This window comes from Streptococcus infantis (assembly GCF_047463275.1).
Lineage (GTDB): Bacteria > Bacillota > Bacilli > Lactobacillales > Streptococcaceae > Streptococcus > Streptococcus infantis_AF.
The window spans coordinates 69,982-90,760 of record NZ_JASHEE010000004.1; the positions used below are offsets into that span (position 1 = coordinate 69,982).

General features: G+C 41.4%; 17 protein-coding genes. 5 read left to right on the forward strand and 12 right to left on the reverse strand.

Features of this window, described 5'->3' with window-relative positions:
- Nucleotides 1–14 precede the first annotated feature (14 nt).
- The 5 genes from QM923_RS06810 to QM923_RS06830 form a co-directional block, all read right to left on the reverse strand.
- Nucleotides 15–1,415, reverse strand: coding sequence for a hypothetical protein (locus QM923_RS06810; RefSeq protein WP_414291331.1), 1,401 nt, complete (start codon nt 1,413–1,415; stop codon nt 15–17).
- Nucleotides 1,415–4,066: a valine--tRNA ligase gene (locus tag QM923_RS06815; RefSeq protein WP_414291332.1), complete on the reverse strand. Its 2,652-nt coding sequence runs from the start codon at nt 4,064–4,066 to the stop codon at nt 1,415–1,417. The genes QM923_RS06810 and QM923_RS06815 overlap by 1 nt, the downstream gene beginning before the upstream one ends.
- A gap of 13 nt (nt 4,067–4,079) precedes the next feature.
- Nucleotides 4,080–5,321 carry a hypothetical protein gene (locus QM923_RS06820; protein ID WP_414291333.1) on the reverse strand — a complete coding sequence of 414 codons (1,242 nt, stop codon included), beginning with the start codon at nt 5,319–5,321 and terminating at the stop codon, nt 4,080–4,082.
- Complete coding sequence (locus tag QM923_RS06825; RefSeq protein WP_414291334.1) at nt 5,318–5,881, reverse strand: GNAT family N-acetyltransferase; 564 nt, start codon at nt 5,879–5,881, stop codon at nt 5,318–5,320. The genes QM923_RS06820 and QM923_RS06825 overlap by 4 nt, the downstream gene beginning before the upstream one ends.
- A gap of 361 nt (nt 5,882–6,242) precedes the next feature.
- Nucleotides 6,243–6,638 (reverse strand): helix-hairpin-helix domain-containing protein, encoded by a 396-nt coding sequence (locus QM923_RS06830; RefSeq protein ID WP_004250587.1) that lies wholly within the window; start codon nt 6,636–6,638, stop codon nt 6,243–6,245.
- A 214-nt stretch (nt 6,639–6,852) separates the two neighbouring features.
- On the opposite strand from QM923_RS06830, the gene QM923_RS06835 reads away from it, so the two are divergent.
- The 5 genes from QM923_RS06835 to QM923_RS06855 all read left to right on the forward strand — a co-directional run bounded on the left by QM923_RS06835 (nt 6,853) and on the right by QM923_RS06855 (nt 13,055).
- Complete coding sequence (locus QM923_RS06835) at nt 6,853–7,605, forward strand: isoprenyl transferase (protein ID WP_223334059.1); 753 nt, start codon at nt 6,853–6,855, stop codon at nt 7,603–7,605.
- A gap of 8 nt (nt 7,606–7,613) precedes the next feature.
- Entirely contained in the window at nt 7,614–8,417 is an 804-nt protein-coding gene (locus tag QM923_RS06840; protein WP_414291335.1) for a phosphatidate cytidylyltransferase, read from the forward strand.
- A gap of 21 nt (nt 8,418–8,438) precedes the next feature.
- A complete protein-coding gene (gene rseP / locus QM923_RS06845; RefSeq protein ID WP_373075443.1) occupies nt 8,439–9,695 on the forward strand; it encodes an RIP metalloprotease RseP in 1,257 nt (418 codons plus the stop codon).
- Nucleotides 9,696–9,711: 16 nt separating this feature from the next.
- On the forward strand, nt 9,712–11,565 hold the full coding sequence (locus tag QM923_RS06850) for a proline--tRNA ligase (protein WP_414291336.1): 1,854 nt from the start codon (nt 9,712–9,714) through the stop codon (nt 11,563–11,565).
- Between the two features lie 110 nt (nt 11,566–11,675).
- The gene (locus QM923_RS06855; RefSeq protein ID WP_414291337.1) at nt 11,676–13,055 is read left to right on the forward strand and encodes a glycoside hydrolase family 1 protein; all 1,380 of its coding nucleotides are present in this window, start codon (nt 11,676–11,678) and stop codon (nt 13,053–13,055) included.
- A gap of 77 nt (nt 13,056–13,132) precedes the next feature.
- Here QM923_RS06855 and QM923_RS06860 read toward each other — a convergent pair whose 3' ends face one another.
- From QM923_RS06860 to galU, 7 genes are all read right to left on the reverse strand, one after another.
- Nucleotides 13,133–13,807, reverse strand: a complete 675-nt coding sequence (locus QM923_RS06860; protein ID WP_414291338.1) for a rhomboid family intramembrane serine protease — start codon at nt 13,805–13,807, stop codon at nt 13,133–13,135.
- The gene (locus QM923_RS06865; RefSeq protein WP_414291339.1) at nt 13,791–14,330 is read right to left on the reverse strand and encodes a 5-formyltetrahydrofolate cyclo-ligase; all 540 of its coding nucleotides are present in this window, start codon (nt 14,328–14,330) and stop codon (nt 13,791–13,793) included. The genes QM923_RS06860 and QM923_RS06865 overlap by 17 nt, the downstream gene beginning before the upstream one ends.
- Before the next feature lie 3 nt (nt 14,331–14,333).
- The gene (locus tag QM923_RS06870; RefSeq protein ID WP_414291340.1) at nt 14,334–15,464 is read right to left on the reverse strand and encodes an N-acetyldiaminopimelate deacetylase; all 1,131 of its coding nucleotides are present in this window, start codon (nt 15,462–15,464) and stop codon (nt 14,334–14,336) included.
- A 61-nt stretch (nt 15,465–15,525) separates the two neighbouring features.
- Entirely contained in the window at nt 15,526–16,224 is a 699-nt protein-coding gene (gene dapD / locus QM923_RS06875) for a 2,3,4,5-tetrahydropyridine-2,6-dicarboxylate N-acetyltransferase (protein ID WP_414291341.1), read from the reverse strand.
- Between the two features lie 63 nt (nt 16,225–16,287).
- Nucleotides 16,288–17,220, reverse strand: a complete 933-nt coding sequence (locus tag QM923_RS06880) for a DMT family transporter (protein ID WP_414291342.1) — start codon at nt 17,218–17,220, stop codon at nt 16,288–16,290.
- 8 nt (nt 17,221–17,228) lie between these two features.
- Entirely contained in the window at nt 17,229–19,757 is a 2,529-nt protein-coding gene (gene pbp1b, locus QM923_RS06885; protein ID WP_414291343.1) for a penicillin-binding protein PBP1B, read from the reverse strand.
- A 122-nt stretch (nt 19,758–19,879) separates the two neighbouring features.
- The gene (gene galU / locus QM923_RS06890) at nt 19,880–20,779 is read right to left on the reverse strand and encodes a UTP--glucose-1-phosphate uridylyltransferase GalU (RefSeq protein WP_414291344.1); all 900 of its coding nucleotides are present in this window, start codon (nt 20,777–20,779) and stop codon (nt 19,880–19,882) included.

Consider the following 20,779-nt stretch of genomic DNA (forward strand, 5'->3'; position numbering starts at 1 on the left):
TAGTTACCTGCTTTCTAAAACAATTTTGATTCTTTTAATCCTATCCAATAATTGCCATGCATCATTGCATTTCTTATTCTTTCCATAATATAATTGGATCTCAAGTCATAGTGTGAGTGTAATTGAAGACGAATCTTATTGTTGTTATAGTAATCATATAAAGCCAAAGGATTTTGTATGTATATTCCTTTTATACTGATTTCAGGTATCTGAATTTTAGGTAAATCATCATCTTCTAATCGAGACGAGATATTAAACATTCTTAATAAATCGAAAGAATACCTAAAACACAAGAACTTATTTTCATCCTCAGTTAATTCGTCAATACTTTTAAAAATTTCATTGATTCTATTAATCCCTAACTTTCTATCCCTTAAATAGTCGATTAGTCTATCGTTTAATTGAATTAGATGGACTAAAAAATTAGAAAACTCCGTTTCAAAGTCAAATAAAAACTTTATTGATTCAAAAAAATGAATCGGATCATTAAGTTTATGATTTTTTTCTTGCAAGTAAAACAAACATTTTTGCTCAATCTCGTCATGCGAAATAGGAATTATTTTACGATTAAAAGAATTGTTATTCAAAAAATTATCTATAGTTGTCTTATCTCCAGATTGTAAAATACTAGTAAATCGATTCATGAAATGATCTTTTTGAAACCCTGAAAATTTAGTATTAACTTTATCTGAAAGAGTTACCTGATTAAAATTAATCAGCCCATTCTCTTGATTCAATTCAAACCAAGTATGTTTGTATGGAACTCCTGAAAAACTATAATTTGAAAAAAATTGCTGAATAAAAAGATGCAAAATTGGTTCAAAAACAAATCCAATTTCTTTAGTTTGTCCATTATCGTGATTATAAATAGAAAAATTACTTAGAAACCCCGTAGAGTCATTTGCATAAAAACCATATTGCATATGTGAAAAAGCATTTCTTACTATCTTGAATTGATCCCAAACTCGCCTGGTTTCCCCGTCTAGTGAGTAAAAAAATGAATTAAATTTATTAATGCGTATATTGAAAAGATTATTCAAATACTTCTTATAATTTTCTAAAAACTGACGTTCTCGTATGAAGAGTGTTGAGTCATTCAATCTGTCAAAAAATGGTTGAAAGGCAAATTTATCTTTCAAATAAACATTATAAACCTTCTCATTATTGAAAGTTAACAATACTGCATCTAGGAATATTCTAAATCTATTTAAATCAATAATACTTAAACTATCAAATTGACCTTGTTTTAATTTGTTAATCAATTTATCTATTACAATCCCATCATGATATATTTCCTGATAATAATCAATCATTTTGAAATTATTATTCAAATAATCATCGTTTGAGTCTTTTGATTCTAATATATTCAATGGTTGATTAAACCACGATTTATATTTCCCGTAATCTTCAGCCACTATTTCACCAACTTCTTCATATCATCAATACGTGCTACTGTCGCGTCGTATTTAGCTTGGTAGTCGGCTTGTTTGTCGCGTTCTTTTTGGACGACTTCTGGTTTGGCATTGGCTACGAAGCGTTCGTTAGAGAGTTTCTTACCAACCATATCCAGTTCTTTTTGCCATTTAGCGAGTTCCTTGTCGAGTCGAGCCAGTTCTTCTTCGACATTGAGGAGGTCAGCCAGTGGCAAGTAGATTTCTGCTCCTGTGATGACGCTTGACATGGCGAGTTCAGGTGCAGGGATGGTTGACGCGATTTCCAAGTGTTCTGGATTTGTGAAGCGCTTGATGTAGTTGACATTGCTGTTAAAGAAGGCTTCCAAGTCGCTATCGCTTGTCTTAACAAGAATGGTGATTGGCTTGCTTGGTGCTACGTTTACTTCCGCACGCGCATTACGAACGGCACGGATCAAGTCTTTGAGGCTTTCCACACCAGTGTGGGCCGCAAGGTCTTCAAAGGCTGGGTTGACAGTAGGGTATTCTGCTGTAACGATAGAGCCTTCTGAGATTTGTCCGAAAATTTCCTCTGTCACGAATGGCATGATTGGGTGAAGGAGACGAAGGATCTTGTCCAAAGTGTAAAGGAGAACAGAACGTGTGATGACTTTCTCTTCTTCGTTATCGCTATAAAGGACTTCCTTGGTCAACTCAACGTACCAGTCCGCAAACTCATCCCAGATGAAGTTGTAGAGGATGTGTCCAGCTACACCAAACTCAAACTTGTCAAAGTTGGCAGTTGCTTTTCCGATGGTTTCGTTGAGGTTGTGGAGGATCCAGCGGTCAGTGACATTTCCAGCTTCCTTGTTAACAACTTTTTCGACATTAGCAGTTGCTTGTTCGAGAGTCAATCCTTCATTGTTCATGAGGATGTAGCGAGAGATGTTCCAGATCTTGTTAATGAAGTTCCATGAAGCATCCATTTTCTCGTAAGAGAAGCGCACGTCTTGCCCTGGTGCAGAACCGTTTGAAAGGAACCAACGAAGGGCATCGGCACCGTATTTCTCGATGACATCCATTGGGTCGATACCGTTACCGAGTGATTTAGACATCTTGCGTCCTTGCTCGTCACGAATGAGACCGTGGATAAGGACGTTTTGGAATGGCTGACGGCCAGTGAATTCCAAGGATTGGAAGATCATACGAGACACCCAGAAGAAGATGATGTCATAACCAGTCACCAAGGTTGAAGTTGGGAAGTAACGTTTGAAGTCTTCTGAGTCGACATCAGGCCAGCCCATGGTTGAGAATGGCCAAAGGGCAGAACTGAACCACGTATCCAAGACGTCTTCGTCCTGAGTCCATCCGTCACCTTCTGGAGCTTCTTCACCGACGTACATTTCTCCCTCGGCATTGTACCAAGCAGGGATTTGGTGTCCCCACCAGAGCTGACGTGAAATTACCCAGTCGTGGACATTTTCCATCCATTGGAGGAAGGTATCGTTGAAACGAGGTGGGTAGAATTCTACCTTATCATCTGTGTCTTGGTTGGCAATGGCATTCTTAGCCAATTGGTCCATCTTGACGAACCATTGCGTTGACAAGCGTGGTTCAACCACAACGCCTGTACGTTCTGAGTGACCAACACTGTGGACACGTTTTTCGATTTTAACAAGGGCACCGATTTCTTCTAACTTGGCAACGACTGCCTTACGAGCTTCAAAACGGTCCATGCTTGCAAATTCAAAGGCCAAGTCATTCATAGTTCCGTCGTCGTTCATAACGTTGACTTGTGGCAAGTTGTGGCGTTGACCAACCAAGAAGTCGTTTGGATCGTGGGCAGGCGTGATTTTCACGACACCAGTACCAAACTCAGGATCCGCGTGTTCGTCCGCAACGATTGGGATCAATTTATTCGCGATAGGAAGAACGACGTTTTTACCGATCAAGTCCTTGTAGCGTGGGTCTTCTGGATTGACCGCAACCGCAACGTCCCCAAACATAGTCTCTGGACGAGTGGTCGCAACTTCAAGGGCGCGAGATCCGTCTTCAAGCATGTAATTCATGTGGTAGAAGGCACCTTCAACGTCCTTGTGGATTACCTCGATATCAGAAAGGGCTGTGCGAGCTGCTGGGTCCCAGTTGATGATAAATTCACCACGGTAGATCCAACCTTTCTTGTAAAGGTCCACAAAGACCTTGCGAACCGCTTTTGATAAACCTTCGTCAAGAGTGAAACGCTCACGAGAGTAGTCTACAGAGAGCCCCATCTTGCCCCATTGTTCCTTGATGGTAGTGGCATATTCGTCTTTCCATTCCCAGACTTTCTCGAGGAATTTTTCACGACCGAGGTCATAACGGCTAATGCCCTCACCACGCAAGCGCTCCTCAACCTTAGCCTGAGTTGCAATCCCTGCGTGGTCCATCCCTGGAAGCCAAAGGGTGTCAAAACCTTGCATGCGTTTTTGACGGATGATGATATCTTGCAAAGTTGTATCCCAAGCGTGACCAAGGTGGAGTTTTCCAGTTACGTTTGGTGGTGGAATGACGATAGAGTATGGCTTAGCCTTTTTATCGCCTGAAGGCTTGAAAACATCCTCGTCAAGCCATTTTTGGTAACGACCAGCCTCAACCTCGGCTGGATTGTATTTAGGTGAAAGTTCTTTAGACATGTGTGTTCTCCTTTTATTCTGTTAAATAATAATATTTACCGTCTTTTGATATTATTTTAGTTTCTTTTTCGAGTAAATTCTCAGTTGTATTTTTTATCTCAAGTGAATTGTCTAATTGTTTATAAATTTGTGTAATTACAGAATCAGGTATTTCATTATATTTCCAATCATTGAAAATCATTCCAGGAATTTCGAATACTAATGCTTCAATACCTTGTTTAGCATATCTCTTATTATCCAAATCAAGTGCAAATGTTTTAATGCTCTCATCATGCCATTGATTTATTAAATTTCTAGCATCAGTAGATTGTTCAATATAAATGTTATATAAAGAATAACAATGATCAGAAGATACGGTACCCTTGTTTAATAGATAAACCAATCGTCCAATTTCTTCTAAAATTGAGAGCAAGTATTGTTGAAAGCTAATCAGTCTATCAAGATCATCAATACTTTCTTGATATTTATTGAATTCAGAGTTGTGACCTTTAGATACGATATTTTCTATTGTTAAATTGACTTGTTGTAGCAATTCAACTGCATCATCCCTATATCGATTCAAGTCATCTAAAGAACGTTTTCTCAATTCGTCATTCTCAATGATTTCGATATTAAATTTGGAAATGTTACCAACTTTTCCTATTAAAGCCATTATTCTAGATTTAAATTCAGTCTGTTGAAAATCATATATTTTATCTATTCCTTCCTGCATTTCGGCCATTTTAGTATCAATTTGAGCCATATAATATTGACCTACAACCATAGAAGAAATATTCATTACTTCAGCTACTGTATTTGAGATAGTGTTAACATCCACTGGGATAAGATTAGCTTGGCCAGCAAGTTTATTATTTATTTTGTAACCGCCGCGAAAAGCTCCCTGTAATTCTTTCGAATCGTAAAGTTTTGCTCCATTTGGGATAATAACTTGATAGATATTACCTTCTTTAACTAGATTTTTGAGAGGATTATTGAAATTTTGAACGATTTGAGGTACAAGAGAATCTAATTTCGCTACAACATTTTGATCTAAAATCTCATGAATAGGTTTTTCATCAAGATTAATATCTGTAGGTAAGGACTCTATTTTAGGCATTAGAGCTAAAAATTCCTCGTTTATTGTTGATACTTCATAATTAGTCTGTGTAATAATTTCGTTAGAATAACAAATATCCGACTTTTTCTTTTTATTTTTTTCTTTTTTATAAACGAAAAAAATTAGAAGTATAAGTAATAAGATAACAATCCATTTCATTTCTTCACCTCCCACTCACTCTTCAGCAAGCCATATATCAAACTGTCACAACGATTGCCTTGGGCATCTTTGCGGTCTCTTATGCGTGCTTCAAGGGTGAAACCAAGCTTCTCAGCAACACGTTGACTTTGGACATTGTAGCCAAAGCAGACCAGTTCAATCTTGTGAAGCTCCAGTTCTTTAAAAGCCAGGTCAATCAAGGTACGTGCTGCTTCTGGCACATAACCTCGCCCCCAATAGTCTGGATGCAAGGTATAGCCAATCTCCAGTACATCGTCTTCGTGGCGATGGTTGAAATCAACAGATCCTATAACTTTATCAGTCCCTTTGACCACAATGCCGTAGCCAGCTGGGAGATTGTCCTTTTGATTGCGTTCAGGAAGGATATGCTCCAGATAGTAAATTTCATCTGCCAAGGTCTTGACGGGCGGAAAGCCCGCTGGATAAGAGACTTCTGGCAGACTAGCGTAGGCATGAATATCCTCAGCATCAGCTACTGTACGAACTCGTAAGACAAGTCGGTCAGTCTCTATTCGTTCTGGCAACTCTGTTCTTGTCATCTTCCTCCCTCGCTTTCTACAAAAATCGCCCCTGTCATTAATCTGACAGGGACGAATGTGTTTATCCGCGGTACCACCCAATTTCGGGCATATGCCCGCATCTTTAATCTTCTTGTTTCACTTTTATGACGTCGTTAGCTCGTCTTGGCGTACTTGAGTAAAGCCTGCAAATCACTGCCTAGTCCTAAAAGGAAACAAAAAGATTTATATTTCAATTTTTAATTTCAACTCACTAGCAACCAGTTTTGACACATTTGTGGACTTCTCAGCTCCGCCACTTTCTGTAAAATGTGGGACTCAAAACACCTCTAATGGCTTTATTTTAACAAGTTTTTGACGGAAATGCAAGGGACAAGAAAGATTACTTGAACTTGATGCCGTTTTCTTTTAATTTCTTGATCGTAGCTGGACCGATTCCTTTTAAGGCAAGGAGTTCTTTTTCTGTCCAGTTTTTGAAGTCAGCAGCAGACTTAATCCCTTCATCGTAGAAAGTTTTAGCACGGTCAAGTGGAAGTCCGCCTAGGTCAGCTGCGAAATCTTCAACAGAAGTTGTAAGCTTGTGGGCTTGCTCTTTAGTTGCTTCTACAGCTTTTTCTACTTGCTTAGAGACAGCTTTTCCTGCCTCACTTGCTGCTTTTTCAGCATGCTTCACAACTTTTTTTGTTTCTTCGACAACCTTGTTTACAGCATTTGAAAGTGCACCTGAGCGACGAAGACTGTTTCTTAATTGTTTTTTACGTTGTAGTTTTTTTGACATGATAAGATCCTTTCAATAAAAAACCCCTGTGATTGAACAAGGACTAATCTTTATGTTTTTATTGTATCAACTTTCTTTGGGAAATGCAAGGCTTCTTAGTTTAGAAAGATAGGAGTCCTATAGGGAATTCCGCCTTAGAATAAGAGAATATGATAGAAGAAAAGCGAAAAATATGGTATAATGAAACGATAGATTTTTGAATAGGAATACAATCATGTTTGGATTTTTAAAAAAAGATAAAGTAACAGAAACACCAGCAGTGGTGCCAGCCCATATCGGAGTTATCATGGATGGCAATGGTCGCTGGGCTAAAAAACGGATGCAACCGCGTGTCTTTGGGCATAAGGCTGGGATGGATGCTCTGAGAACGGTAGCCATTGCTGCTAGTGATATGGGTGTCAAGGCTATGACTGTTTATGCCTTCTCTACTGAAAATTGGACACGTCCAGACCAGGAAGTCAAGTTTATCATGAACTTGCCTGTTGAATTTTATGATAAGTATGTCCCCGAATTGCACCAAAAGAACATGAAGATCCAAATGATTGGGGAAACCGATCGCTTGCCAAAACAAACTTTTGAAGCTTTGAAAAAGGCGGAAGAGTTGACCAAGTTAAACACAGGTTTGATTCTTAACTTTGCCCTTAACTACGGTGGACGAGCTGAGATTACACAAGCGGTCAAATTGATTGCACAGGATGTTTTGGATGCTAAGGTGAATCCAGGCGATATTACAGAAGAGTTGATTGGGGAATACCTCTTTACAGGGCATTTGCCTAAGGTCTTGCGTGATCCGGACTTAATCATTCGAACGAGTGGGGAGCTTCGCTTGAGCAATTTCTTGCCTTGGCAAGCAGCTTATAGTGAACTTTATTTCACAGATGTTTTGTGGCCTGACTTTGATGAGGAAGCTTTGAAAGAAGCTATTGCAGAGTATAATCGCCGCAATCGTCGATTTGGAGGAGTTTAGGAAAAGTTATGAAAAAGGATTTATTAAAGAGAACTATATTTGCCGCTCTTGCCTTAGCAATCTTTATCCCGCTCTTGGTGATTGGTGGGCTTTGGTTACAGATTGCTATGGGACTTCTAGCTATGCTAGGGGTTCATGAGTTGCTTCAGATGAAAGGGTTAAACACCATGACCCCTGAGGGATTGCTTATCTTATTAGCGACTTTTGCACTGATAATCCCCCTAGAAAACTACTTGACATTTTTACCTGTAGATGGGAATGTTGTCGCATACGGTGTTGTGATTTTTATCATGTTGGGTTGCACTGTTTTTAGCAAGAATTACACCATTGAAGATGCTGTATACCCAATCGCTATGAGTTTCTATATTGGTTTTGGATTCAATGCTTTAGTGGATGCTCGAATCGCAGGTTTGGATAAAGCCCTCTTGGCCCTCTGTATCGTATGGGCAACTGATAGTGGTGCTTACCTAGTGGGTATGAATTTTGGTAAGAGAAGATTGGCTCCAAGAGTCTCTCCGAACAAATCCATCGAGGGAGCCTTTGGTGGAATTTTAGCTGCCATGCTTGTCACTCTTATCTTTATGTTAGTGGATAGTACGGTTGCCCTTCCTTACGGCATTTACAAAATGATGCTCTTTGCTATTTTCTTTAGTATTGCAGGGCAATTGGGTGACTTGATTGAGAGTGCCATGAAACGCCATTTTGGTGTCAAGGATTCGGGGAAATTTATCCCAGGACATGGTGGGGTGCTGGATCGCTTTGACTCTATGTTGGCTGTTTTCCCTATTATGCACCTCTTTGGCTTATTTTAAGGAAAGGTGAACAGATATTAAATGTTAGGATTATTAACCTTTATCCTTGTTTTTGGAATTATCGTGGTGGTTCACGAGTTCGGCCATTTCTACTTTGCTAAGAAGTCTGGAATTCTGGTTCGTGAATTTGCCATTGGTATGGGGCCGAAGATTTTTGCCCATATCGGGAAAGACGGGACTGCTTACACGATTCGTCTCCTACCGCTTGGTGGTTATGTCCGCATGGCAGGTTGGGGTGAGGATACCACAGAAATTAAGACAGGAACTCCTGTTAGTTTGACTTTGGCTGAAGATGGTAAGGTGAAGCGCATCAATCTTTCTGGTAAGAAGGTCGACCAAACGGCTCTTCCGATGCAGGTCACTCAGTTTGACTTTGAGGATAAACTCTTTATCACAGGTCTGGTTTTGGAAGAGGAAAAAACTTTCTCTGTAGACCATGATGCAACGATTGTAGAAGCTGATGGGACGGAAGTTCGTATCGCTCCGCTAGATGTTCAATATCAGAATGCGACTGTCTGGGGCAAGTTGATTACCAACTTTGCAGGTCCTATGAATAACTTTATTCTAGGAGTTATCGTCTTTTGGATTTTAATTTTCATGCAGGGTGGCGTTCGTGATACGCAAAGCAATAACTTTAGTATCATCCCTGATAGCGCGATTGCTAAGGCCGGTGTTGAAAATACAGCACAAATCACTAAAGTCGGTTCACACGAAATTAGTAACTGGCAAGATTTGATTCAGGCTGTTGAAGCAGAGACCAAAGACAAAACAGCACCGGTATTGGATGTAACAGTCTCTGAAAATGGAACTGAAAAACAAGTCAGTGTGACCCCTGAGGAAAACCAAGGTCGCTATATTCTAGGTGTTCAACCGAGACTCAAATCAGATATCTGGTCTATGTTTGTAGGTGGATTTACTAGTGCGGCTGACTCGGCCTTGCGCATTCTCAATGCCTTGAAGAGCTTGATTTTTCAGCCTGACTTGAATAAATTGGGTGGACCTGTTGCTATCTTTAAGGCAAGTAGTGATGCTGCTAAAAATGGTCTTGAGAATGTCTTGTTCTTCTTGGCTATGATTTCCATCAATATCGGGATTTTTAACTTGATTCCTATCCCGGCACTAGACGGTGGAAAAATCGTGCTCAACATCATCGAAGCCATTCGCCGTAAACCGCTGAAACAAGAAATTGAAACCTATGTTACTCTAGTTGGAGTTGTGATTATGGTTGTCTTGATGATCGCCGTGACTTGGAACGACATCATGCGTACCTTCTTTTAAGAATTAGAGGAAAAATATGAAACAAAGTAAAATGCTAATCCCAACGCTTCGCGAAATGCCAAGCGATGCTCAAGTTATCAGCCACGCCCTTATGTTGCGTGCTGGTTATGTTCGTCAAGTATCTGCAGGAGTCTATTCTTACCTGCCACTTGCTAACCGTGTTATTGAAAAAGCTAAGAAGATCATGCGTCAGGAATTTGACAAGATTGGTGCGGTTGAGATGTTGGCTCCAGCCCTTCTCAGTGCTGACCTTTGGCGTGAATCTGGCCGTTATGAAACCTACGGTGAGGACTTGTACAAATTGAAAAATCGTGAGAAGTCAGACTTTATCTTGGGTCCAACTCACGAAGAAACGTTCACAGCGATTGTCCGTGATTCTGTCAAGTCTTACAAGCAATTGCCTTTGAACTTGTACCAAATTCAGCCTAAGTATCGTGATGAAAAACGTCCACGTAATGGACTTCTTCGGACCCGTGAGTTCATCATGAAAGATGGCTATAGCTTCCACGCTAACTACGATAGCTTGGATGTAACCTATGATGAGTACAAGGCGGCTTACGAGCGTATCTTTACTCGTAGTGGCTTGGACTTCAAAGCTATCATCGGTGACGGTGGAGCCATGGGTGGTAAGGATAGCCAAGAATTTATGGCCATCACACCTGCTCGTACAGACCTTGACCGTTGGGTTGTTTTAGACAAGTCTGTCGCATCATTTGATGAGATTCCTGTAGATGTACAGAAAAAAATCAAGGCAGAATTGCTCAAATGGATGGTTTCTGGTGAAGATACCATTGCCTACTCAAGTGAGTCAAGCTATGCAGCTAACTTGGAAATGGCAACTAACGCCTACAAACCAAGCAACCGTGTTGTGACTGAAGATCAAGTAGCTCGTGTGGAAACACCAGGTGTCAAATCGATTGATGAAGTAGCTGCTTTCTTGAATGTCTCAGAAGAGCAAACAATCAAGACCTTGGTTTATATCGCAGACGAGGAGCCAGTTGTTGCCCTACTCGTTGGCAATGACCAACTCAATGAAGTCAAATTGAAAAACTACCTTGGCGCAGACTTCTTAGAACCTGCAACCGAGGCGGAAGTGAAAGAATTATTGGGAGCGGACTTTGGTTCACTTGGGCCAGTCAATCTTCCAGAAAATGTTAAAATCATCGCTGATCGCAAGATCCAAGATAGCCGCAATGCTGTTGCTGGTGCCAACGAAGATGGTTACCACTTGACTGGTGTCAACCCAGGTCGTGACTTCACTGCTGAGTATGTCGATATCCGTGAAGTTCGTGAGGGTGAAATCTCTCCAGATGGACAAGGTGTTCTCAATTTTGCCCGTGGTATCGAAATTGGTCATATTTTCAAACTGGGAACTCGCTACTCAGCAAGTATGGGAGCAGATGTCTTGGACGAAAACGGTCGTGCAGTTCCAATCATCATGGGCTGCTACGGTATCGGTGTCAGCCGTCTCCTTTCAGCAGTCATGGAACAACACGCTCGCCTCTTTGTAAATAAAACTCCAAAAGGTGAATACCGTTACGCTTGGGGAATCAACTTCCCTAAAGAATTGGCACCATTTGATGTACATTTGATTCCAGTTAATGTCAAGGATGAAGACTCTCTTGCATTGACAAATCGTATCGAAGAAGCTTTGGTAAATAAAGGCTACGAAGTCTTGACGGATGACCGTAACGAACGTGTCGGTGTTAAATTTAGCGATAGCGACTTGATTGGTCTTCCAATCCGTATCACTGTCGGTAAAAAAGCAGCTGACGGGATTGTAGAAGTCAAGATCAAGGCGACAGGAGATACTATCGAAGTTCACGCAGATAGCTTGCTTGAAACCCTTGAAATCCTAACAAATAAATAAAATCTATAATCAGAAGAAAAACAAGACAAAAATGTAACTAGTTTTTGCCTTGTTTTTTCTTTATAATGAGATAAAATAAAGATAAAAAGAGTAAATAAAGAGGTAGAGCTATGCTAATATTTCCAAAGGATTTTGTCTGGGGTTCCTCAACTTCTGGGCCACAGACAGAAGGGCGAGTTCCTGGTGACGGAAAGGGCGATAATCTCTGGGATTATTGGTTTCAAGTGGAACCAAATCGCTACTACAATGGGATTGGACCAGACAAGACATCGACCTTCTATGAAAACTGGGAAAAGGATATCGAACTTTTGTTAGAAACAGGTCATACAGCCTTTCGGACCTCTATCCAGTGGTCTCGTATTTTCCCACAGGGTCGTGGAGAAGTCAATCCTCAGGGTGTGGCTTTCTATCGCCAGGTCTTTGAAGCCATCAAGGCTAAGGGTATTCGTCTTTTAGTCAATCTCTATCACTTTGACCTGCCTTTTGCCCTTCAAGAAGATGGAGATGGTTGGGAAAATAAGGCAACCATTAAAGCTTATGAAGACTATGCGCGTTTCTGTTTTGAAACTTATGGAGACTTGGTAGACCAATGGATTACCTTCAATGAGCCTATCGTTCCTGTAGAGTTTGGCTATTTCTATGATGCCCATTATCCTCATAAGGTAGATGCCAAAGCAGCGGTTCAGGTAGCCTATAACACTCAACTGGCCAGCACTCTTGCGGTGAAGGCCTGCCATGAGGTTTTACCTGATTCTAAGATCGGAATTGTCCTCAACTTGACACCAGCCTATCCACGTAGTCAGCATCCTGCGGATGTCAAAGCTGCACGCATTGCTGATCTATTCCAAGCTCAATCTTTCCTAGATCCTTCTGTCTTGGGAACTTATCCAGAAGAATTGGTGGAAATTTTAGCTGAGCATAATTTGCTGCCAGATTCTACAGCTGAGGAGTTGGAACTTATTCGTGAGCACACAGTAGATTTCCTTGGAGTCAACTACTACCAACCTTTGCGTGTCATGGCGCCGCGTTTTGCTAAGCATCCTGATAGCCCGCTCTTGCCAGAACATTTCTATGAACCTTATATCATGCCTGGTCGTAGGATCAATCCGCACCGTGGTTGGGAAATCTACGAGCAAGGAATTTATGACATTTCCCAAAACATCAAGGAAAACTATGGCAATATCGAGTGGATGTTGACAGAGAATGGGATGGGCGTTGAAGGTGAAGATAAATTCCGCGAAAATGGTATAATTCAGGATGATTACCGTATTGACTTTGTCAAAGGTCACCTTCGTGAACTTCATCGCGCCATTGAAGACGGTGCTAACTGTAAAGGCTACTTGATCTGGACCTTTATCGACTGCTGGTCATGGCTCAACAGCTATAAAAACCGCTATGGTTTGGTCGAGCTTGACTTAGAAACACAAGAACGCCGTCTGAAAAAATCAGGCCACTGGTTCAAAGAACTCAGTGACAATAATGGATTTTAAGCTACTTTTCAAATAGATTCAAAAAAACCATTGGAAATAAAGTTCTCTGAGAGAGTTTCCAATGGTTTTTCTTGTTCTTAGAATAGTCCGATAAAAAGTAGTAGAGCTGATAAAGCAATAAAGGCTAGGGTTGCTAGACCACGTTGGCCTGGGCTGTAAATCTTTCGTTCTCCTCGGACTGGGAAGACGATAGCCAGTAATGCACCTCCGACAGCACCCCCGACATGCCCAGCAAGGCTAATACCAGGCATTAAAATACTACCTACTAGATTGATGACTAAGAGGGAGAGATAGGATTGACCAAGCTGTTGGAGGTAGGGATTGCGTGAAGCATACCGAAGTACGACAATAGATGCGAACATTCCGTAGAGGGCAGTTGAAGCACCTGCGGTAATGGCATCAGGGCTAAAAACTAGGACAAAGAGATTCCCCATCATACCTGATAAGAGGTAGATAAAGAAAAACTGCTTGGAACCAAAGATTTGCTCCATCTGACGTCCCAAAAAGTAGAGGGATAGCATATTGACTAAAAAATGCTCTAAGCCAATATGAACAAAGGTTGCTGAGAATAAACGCCATATCTGTTCAGGCATGGCTTTAATAGCAGGGGGATACACAGCTCCGAATTTATACAAGGTGGCTGCGCTGGTATAGTTGAAACCACTGGTTAGAAACATGAGTATAAAAACCAGGGTTGTCACGAGTAGAAAGAAGCTCGTGACAGGATAACGACGATCAAAAATCTCTTTCATAGATAATTACCTCCTTAACGGGAATATCGTAGTGCTCAGGATGGAAGTTCTGAATCTGACAAGGATAAAGCGTACTGATGGTGTTACTAGAATAATTGCTCAAATATCTGTCATAGTAGCCACCACCATACCCAATCCGATAGCCAGAAGAATTGAAAGCCAAACCAGGAACATGAATCAGGTCAATCTGAGAGGGTTCAAGGATTGTGAAGTCTCCTTGAGGTTCAAGAAGTCCAAAAGAATTTCTTTCGAGTTTCTCTGGTTCATATAGAACAAAGTCCATTTTCCCATGTGGATAGGTTTTGGGAATGAGGAGTGTCTTCCCATCTTTTTGAGCTTGTTCAATGAGTCTAGCTGTCTGAAATTCATGAGGAAAAGACAGGTAAGTGGCGATGGTTTTTGCTTCCTTGTAGAAGGGATGTAGAAGTAGTTGCTCAGTCAACCAAGCGTCCATGACTTCCTTTTCTACGGCTGATAGAGATTTGAGTTCTTGCAAGACCTGCTTGCGTAGGGCTTTTTTCATTGTTTACTCCGCAGCTTTCTTGGCTAAGAAGCATGATACAGCCTCGACACCGACAGCCAGAGCTTCTTCCTTAGGACTCATCTGTGGATGGTGAAGAGCATAGGAACTATCAATTCCAAGCCAGAACATGACTCCAGGAATCTTTGATAGAAGATAACCAAAGTCCTCCCCTGTCATGGCAGGTTCAATATCGATTAGTTCAATTCCCTCTTTTTCATCAAAGAAGGTCATCAATTCCTGGGCTAATTCAGGGTTGTTTTCGACAGGTAGGTAACCTCCCTGCTTGAGTTCAACTTCCACATCCATATCAAAAGCAGTAGCGACACCTTCAGCGATGGCTTTGACACGTTTCTGAACCAAGAGACTCATACTGTGTGTAAGAGCTCGGATGGTTCCATGCAAGAAAGCTGTATCAGCGATGACATTATTGGTTGTTCCAGCTTGAAAGACACCGAAAGTGACGACAGCTCCCTCGATAGGATCGACATTACGGCTAACGACCGACTGAACTTGAGTGACAAAATAGCTAGCTGCAACCAGAGCATCGTTTGCTTGATGTGGAAAGGCAGCGTGACCACCTTTACCCTTGAAACGAATCTTGACTTCGCAAGTTCCTGCAAAGAGTGTATGAGTATTGGTCGCAATCTGACCAACCTTTAGGTCTGGACGGACATGAAGTCCATAAAATTGATCAGGCAACCAGTCGCCAAAGGCCCCATCTTCATACATGAGCATGCCACCTGCTTCGTTTTCCTCGGCAGGTTGGAAGAGAAAGAGGAGGTTGTTTTTTGGTTGCTTTTCTAGAGCACGTTCGAGACTTCCTAGGGCAATGGTCATGTGAAAATCATGTCCACAAGCATGCATACGGTCTGGGTGCTGAGAGGCAAAGGCAAGACCTGTTTGTTCAACGATAGGGAGTCCGTCGATATCTGTCCGCCAACCAATGGTACGTTCTGGCTGACTTCCCTGTAAATACACTAAAATACCTGTTCGCCAAGTGCGAATCTGAACAAAATCCTTACCAGCTGTTAATTTCTCAATGACATTGAGCAAATAAGCTTGAGTCTTGAATTCTTCTAAACCAATCTCAGGAATTTGGTGAAGATCGCGTCGAGTTTGAATCAAATCTAACATAGTTAATTTCCTTCTATTGATACGATAAAGAGGCTGGAAAGGGTTCCGCCTCTGTTACTAATTACAAGGTACGAAGCGCATCCTCTAGCGCTGTTTTTTGTTGAGTTTGGCTATCGATTTCTTTGATAACACGAGCTGGAACACCTGCCACCACAACATTTTCTGGAACATCTTGAGTGACGATGGCACCTGCTGCAACAACAGATCCGCTACCGATTTGAACACCTTCGATAACCACAGCGTTAGCACCGATGAGTACATTATCACCGACACGGACAGGCTCTGCACTAGCTGGTTCGATAACACCTGCAAGAACAGCACCAGCACCTACGTGACTATTTTTACCGACAATAGCACGTCCACCTAGAATAGCACCCATGTCAATCATAGTTCCAGCACCGATTTCAGCACCAATATTGATAACAGCTCCCATCATGATAACAGCGGTGTCGCCAATCTCAACCTGGTCACGGATGATAGCCCCTGGTTCGATACGAGCATTGATGTCGCGTTTATCAAGGAGAGGTACAGCTGAGTTGCGAGCGTCTTGCTCAACAACATAATCTTTATTTTCTGTTAGTCCTTTAAGAAGAGGTGCGATATCCTTCCAGTCTCCAAAAAGAACATTTCCAAGTTTGGTAACAGAAGCAGGGATAGCTCCGGCAAGTTGCCCCTCAAAGGTTACTTTTACACTTGTTTTTTTCTCAGCATTTGCGATAAATTGGATAATTTCTTGTGCATTCATTTTTGTAGCAGTCATAGATGTCTCCTCACTCTTTGTAATGCTTACTATTCTACCAAAAAAGGCTTCAAAATTGAAGCCTTAAGTGTTAAAAGAAGATTCTTTCAGTTTGTCCTTTGATTCTTCGATGGATAAGAAGATCATGGGAATAATAATCAAAATCATAGCTAATAGCAGGTAGCCGTCCAAGACCAAACCTAGAAATAGAACGCTTAGAATAGCAGAGGATAGAGGTTCGCTTGCACTGACGACCGATACCACCAATGGGGATACCAGCGAGACAGCTTTCATGGATAGGAAGAAGGCAAAAGCTGTCCCCAAAAAGGCAATGGTCAAACAAATCAAAATACTCAACCAATCAAGCTGAAAGCTAATTCTATAAACAGGGTAGAGAAAATTACTAAAGAGTCCAGCTAGCATCATTCCCCAACCAACAGTTGGCACAAAACCGTATTTTCGAGCGAACGGTTGGGGCAAAATGACATTAAACATGACGCCCAGCGCACTGAGAAGACCTGTCAGCAATGCGATGGGAGTGATGGATAGCTTAGACAAATCGCCTTTGGTAGCCATCAAAAAGACCCCAAACATTGCAGTCAAAACATAGAAAATTGCTTTTTTAGAAGCTTTTTTCTTGTAGATGATACGGTTGTAGATGAGAATGAAGACAGGACTGATAAATTGTAGGATGGTTGCAGTTGTTGCATTAGAGTATTCTACACAGAGATAGAAGAAATACTGAACGGAGAAGATTCCTAAGATGGCATAAGCCAGAAAAGGCAGGTAGTTTTTGCGCTTTCTCCAGACATCGAATAGCTGTGAGCGAAACTTAAAGCTAGACAAGATGAGCACGAAACCACCTGCAAGGCTTAGTCGCATGGAAGTAATCCAGCCGGATGATACTTGATAATGCGTAAAGAAGAATTCTCCTAAAATGCCACAGATACCCCATATTAGTCCAGATAGGAGGGAGTAGATGGTCCCCTTAAAAATATTTTTTTGATAGTGATTCATATAAAAGGTTAGCGTTGTAGTCTGTTGGAAGAAGAGTTGTTGCTACCGCTAGTATTGTTGTTATTATTACTGTTGCTACTATTATTGTTATTACTTCGATTATTGTTGTTATTGCTATTGTTGTTTGAATTATTATTGTTGGAATTAGAAGATTTTGGTAAACTTCCCAAAATAGTATTCCAAGCATTTTGGTAGTCAGCATCGCTTCCACCAATAGCAAATCTGTAGGTAGTAGTCGGAGCACCAGTTTGGTTTGCCCAGTAGCTAGTTACCATTTCTCCAGTCACATTAATCTCTTTACCGTTGATGGTAACCTTACCTGGTTTCTGACCAGTCGATCTAAGAACTTGAGAAGAAGTGACGCTGGAGTCAAGACTAAAGCGTTCAGAACCCCAAACAGAAGGAGAAGCTTGCTGAATAGCATTTACCAGATAAGCCATATATTTAGCATTGCGGTAGTGACCAGCTCCCTTTCCAAGAGGTCGGTTGTCATCGTGACCGAGCCAGCCCCCAAGTGTCAATCTTGGAGTTGAAAGCATGAGCCACATGTCACCATCTTCATTGGTTGTACCAGTTTTACCAATCCAGTCAGCACCCGCTAAACTTGGATTGATTGCAGCAAGGTCGCTCTGGAAGCTTGAAGTGACTCGTGACGAAATAACATCTCTCAACAAGCTCTGCATAATGGTTGCAGTCGCTTTAGAGTATACCTGAACAGGTTCGTCTTTGTGCTCATAGATAACCTCACCACTAGTTTTTTCGATTTTCGAAATCATGAATTTTTTATGATAAACACCGTTGTTGGCTAAGGTTTGGTATCCGTTTGTATGTTGAGCTACAGTAACTTCGATTCCTCCACCCATAGGCAAACTTTCAATGTCGTATTCCGGGATTTCATAGCCCATTTTTTCCATGTAAGAGCGAACATCAACACCCTTTTCACGGAGTGTGCGGTAAGTCCAGTAGGCTGGGATGTTCCACGAATAATTGAGGGCTTCTTTCAAGCTCATCATGCCTGTACCAGGACTATTGACATACATGATTGGGTTTCCGTTTGAGAAGTTAGTTGGATAGTTAGATAGGACACTTGCACTTCCCATCAAACCTTGGTCAATGGCAATACTGTAGGCTAGGATTGGTTTAGTAGTTGAAGCAGGAGAACGTTTGGTATTAAAAGCGTGGTTGTTTTGGTTACTTTGGTAATCGCGGCCACCGACAAATCCTAAGATAGCTCCCGTTTGATTATCCATCAAAACATTTCCGACTTCAGGTTGACCGGTATTATCGTCGACTAGATAGCCATAGTTTGCGACTGCATCTTGCATGGCAGTATGGATAGCTTTGTCGATTGTAGTTGTGATACGGTAACCACCATTTTGAATCTCTTTTTCAGCTAATTCACGATAGGATTTTTGGATAGACTCGTTTTTGAGTTCTTGGGCAGAGACGTTGTCTTTTTGTACCAAGTAGTCATACATGAGATTAGTTGCTTCATCGAGAGCAGTAAAGTAGAGATAGCCCCTAGAAGTTACGTTTACACTTTCAGCTGGTAAGAAATCTTGTTTGATGTCGTATGCTTTATAGGTTTCGTAGTCTTCTTGACTGAGGACTCCAGTTCTGTACATATTGTAAAGAACATCTTGAGAGCGTTTGATACCAAGTGCCATATCTTCTTCACTCTTCATTTCTCCCGTAGATTCATAAGGTGAGTAAGAGATAGGACTTTGTGGCAAGCCTGCTATGAAGGCTGCTTGAGGTATCGTTAGCTGATAGGCATCAACACCGAAAATACCCTTGGCTGCTTGTTGAGCTCCTGCGATATTTTGCCCTTTATTGTTACGACCAAATGGAGCGACATTGAGATAGGTTGTCAAGATTTCGTCCTTGCTCATTGCTCTCTCTAAGGCCAAGGCATCCACGATTTCAGTAGCTTTACGGGTTAGTGTAGGAGCATCACCAACCACTTGTTGCTTGATGAGCTGCTGTGTTAGTGTAGAACCTCCACTAGAAGAACCAAGTCCGATAAAGTTTCCTAGACTGGCACGAATAACCGCTTTAGGAACGACTCCATTGTGTTCTGCGAAATGTTCATCCTCGGTCGCAACGATAGCTTGTTTGAGATTGTCTGAAATAGCATCTGATGCGACAGAAGTCCGAAGGAGGTCACTTTCGATAGCGCCAATCATGGAACCGTCAGCATAGCGAATCTCAGAGATGGATGAAATATCGTTCACTTGTTTGACTAAATCTTCTGTTTGAGGGACGGTCACTTTGTCAAATAGAGATACAGCATAACCGAAAACAACCCCAGTACCTAAAAGTCCACCAAGGAAGGCGATGATGAATAGGGTATTAAAGGTTGCCTTGATTCCCAGTAAGATATTGGCAAAGATAGTCCAAATATTCGTTTTGGTTTGCTTTTTCTTTTTAGAATTCTTAGGACCTTTTTTTCCTAGATGTATATTTTTTAGTTTTGTTTTAAGGGACTCCAGTAAGGCCAGTCCTTTTTCTTTCATAGATAATAATTTATTCTTCATTTCTTTCCTCACTCCTTATTATTATACCATAAAAGCAATGATTGCAAGAAATTAGGCTTGGACTAGCTTTGGAGGTGTTTAGGCAACAAAAAAACCAGGTATTTTCAACCTGGTTTAAGGGCTTATTTTTCTCCTGAGAGTTCTTTCCCAAGGTTAATCAAATAATTTTTCAAGTCATCTTTGACTTGAGGATGTCTAAGTGCGTAGTCGATTGAAGTTTTCATAAAGCCAAACTTGTCTCCAACATCATAACGAGCCCCCTTGAATTCACGAGCAAATACACGTTGAGTTTTGTTGAGGGTATCAATAGCGTCTGTTAGCTGGATTTCATTTCCGGCACCAGGTTTTTGATTTTCAAGAATACCAAAAATTTCTGGTGTGAGGAGGTAACGACCGATGATGGCTAAATCACTTGGTGCATCTTCAGGTGCGGGTTTTTCAACGAAGGTTTCAACGCTATAAAGTCCATCTTTTCCTTCACCTTGAGGTGCGATAACACCATAAGAAGAGACTTCTTCGTGTGGTACAGGCATCACGGCGATAGTAGAAGCGTGAGTCTCTTCGTAATCATTCATAAGTTGCTTGGTCAATGGGACAGCATTGTCATCAGTGATATCCATGAGGTCATCTCCGAGCATGACCACAAAAGGTTCATTCCCAACGAATGCTTTGGCTTGTAAAACGGCATCTCCGAGTCCACGTGGGTGTGTTTGACGGATGAAGTGAAGGCGCATGCCAGTCGTTTCATCAACTAATTTTAAGAGATCTGTTTTTCCTTTTTCCTTAAGGTTATATTCTAGTTCAAAGTTTGAGTCAAAATGGTCTTCGATAGAACGTTTTGACTTCCCTGTTACAACAAGAATGTCCTCAATTCCAGACTTGAGAGCTTCTTCAACGATGAATTGAATGGTTGGCTTATCCACGATTGGCAACATTTCTTTGGCCAAGGCTTTGGTTGCCGGGAGGAAACGAGTTCCAAGTCCCGCAGCAGGGATAACAGCTTTTCTAACTTTTTGCTTCAT

Bases quoted from the DNA above. Each gene is read 5' to 3' on its own strand.
- QM923_RS06815 (WP_414291332.1), bottom strand. From the start codon at position 4,066: ATGTCTAAAGAACTTTCACCTAAATACAATCCAGCCGAGGTTGAGGCT.
- QM923_RS06820 (WP_414291333.1), bottom strand. From the start codon at position 5,321: ATGAAATGGATTGTTATCTTATTACTTATACTTCTAATTTTTTTCGTT.
- QM923_RS06825 (WP_414291334.1), bottom strand. From the start codon at position 5,881: ATGACAAGAACAGAGTTGCCAGAACGAATAGAGACTGACCGACTTGTC.
- QM923_RS06830 (WP_004250587.1), bottom strand. From the start codon at position 6,638: ATGTCAAAAAAACTACAACGTAAAAAACAATTAAGAAACAGTCTTCGT.
- QM923_RS06835 (WP_223334059.1), top strand. From the start codon at position 6,853: ATGTTTGGATTTTTAAAAAAAGATAAAGTAACAGAAACACCAGCAGTG.
- QM923_RS06840 (WP_414291335.1), top strand. From the start codon at position 7,614: ATGAAAAAGGATTTATTAAAGAGAACTATATTTGCCGCTCTTGCCTTA.
- rseP (WP_373075443.1), top strand. From the start codon at position 8,439: ATGTTAGGATTATTAACCTTTATCCTTGTTTTTGGAATTATCGTGGTG.
- QM923_RS06850 (WP_414291336.1), top strand. From the start codon at position 9,712: ATGAAACAAAGTAAAATGCTAATCCCAACGCTTCGCGAAATGCCAAGC.
- QM923_RS06855 (WP_414291337.1), top strand. From the start codon at position 11,676: ATGCTAATATTTCCAAAGGATTTTGTCTGGGGTTCCTCAACTTCTGGG.
- QM923_RS06860 (WP_414291338.1), bottom strand. From the start codon at position 13,807: ATGAAAGAGATTTTTGATCGTCGTTATCCTGTCACGAGCTTCTTTCTA.
- QM923_RS06865 (WP_414291339.1), bottom strand. From the start codon at position 14,330: ATGAAAAAAGCCCTACGCAAGCAGGTCTTGCAAGAACTCAAATCTCTA.
- QM923_RS06870 (WP_414291340.1), bottom strand. From the start codon at position 15,464: ATGTTAGATTTGATTCAAACTCGACGCGATCTTCACCAAATTCCTGAG.
- dapD (WP_414291341.1), bottom strand. From the start codon at position 16,224: ATGACTGCTACAAAAATGAATGCACAAGAAATTATCCAATTTATCGCA.
- QM923_RS06880 (WP_414291342.1), bottom strand. From the start codon at position 17,220: ATGAATCACTATCAAAAAAATATTTTTAAGGGGACCATCTACTCCCTC.
- pbp1b (WP_414291343.1), bottom strand. From the start codon at position 19,757: ATGAAGAATAAATTATTATCTATGAAAGAAAAAGGACTGGCCTTACTG.
- galU (WP_414291344.1), bottom strand. From the start codon at position 20,779: ATGAAGCAAAAAGTTAGAAAAGCTGTTATCCCTGCTGCGGGACTTGGA.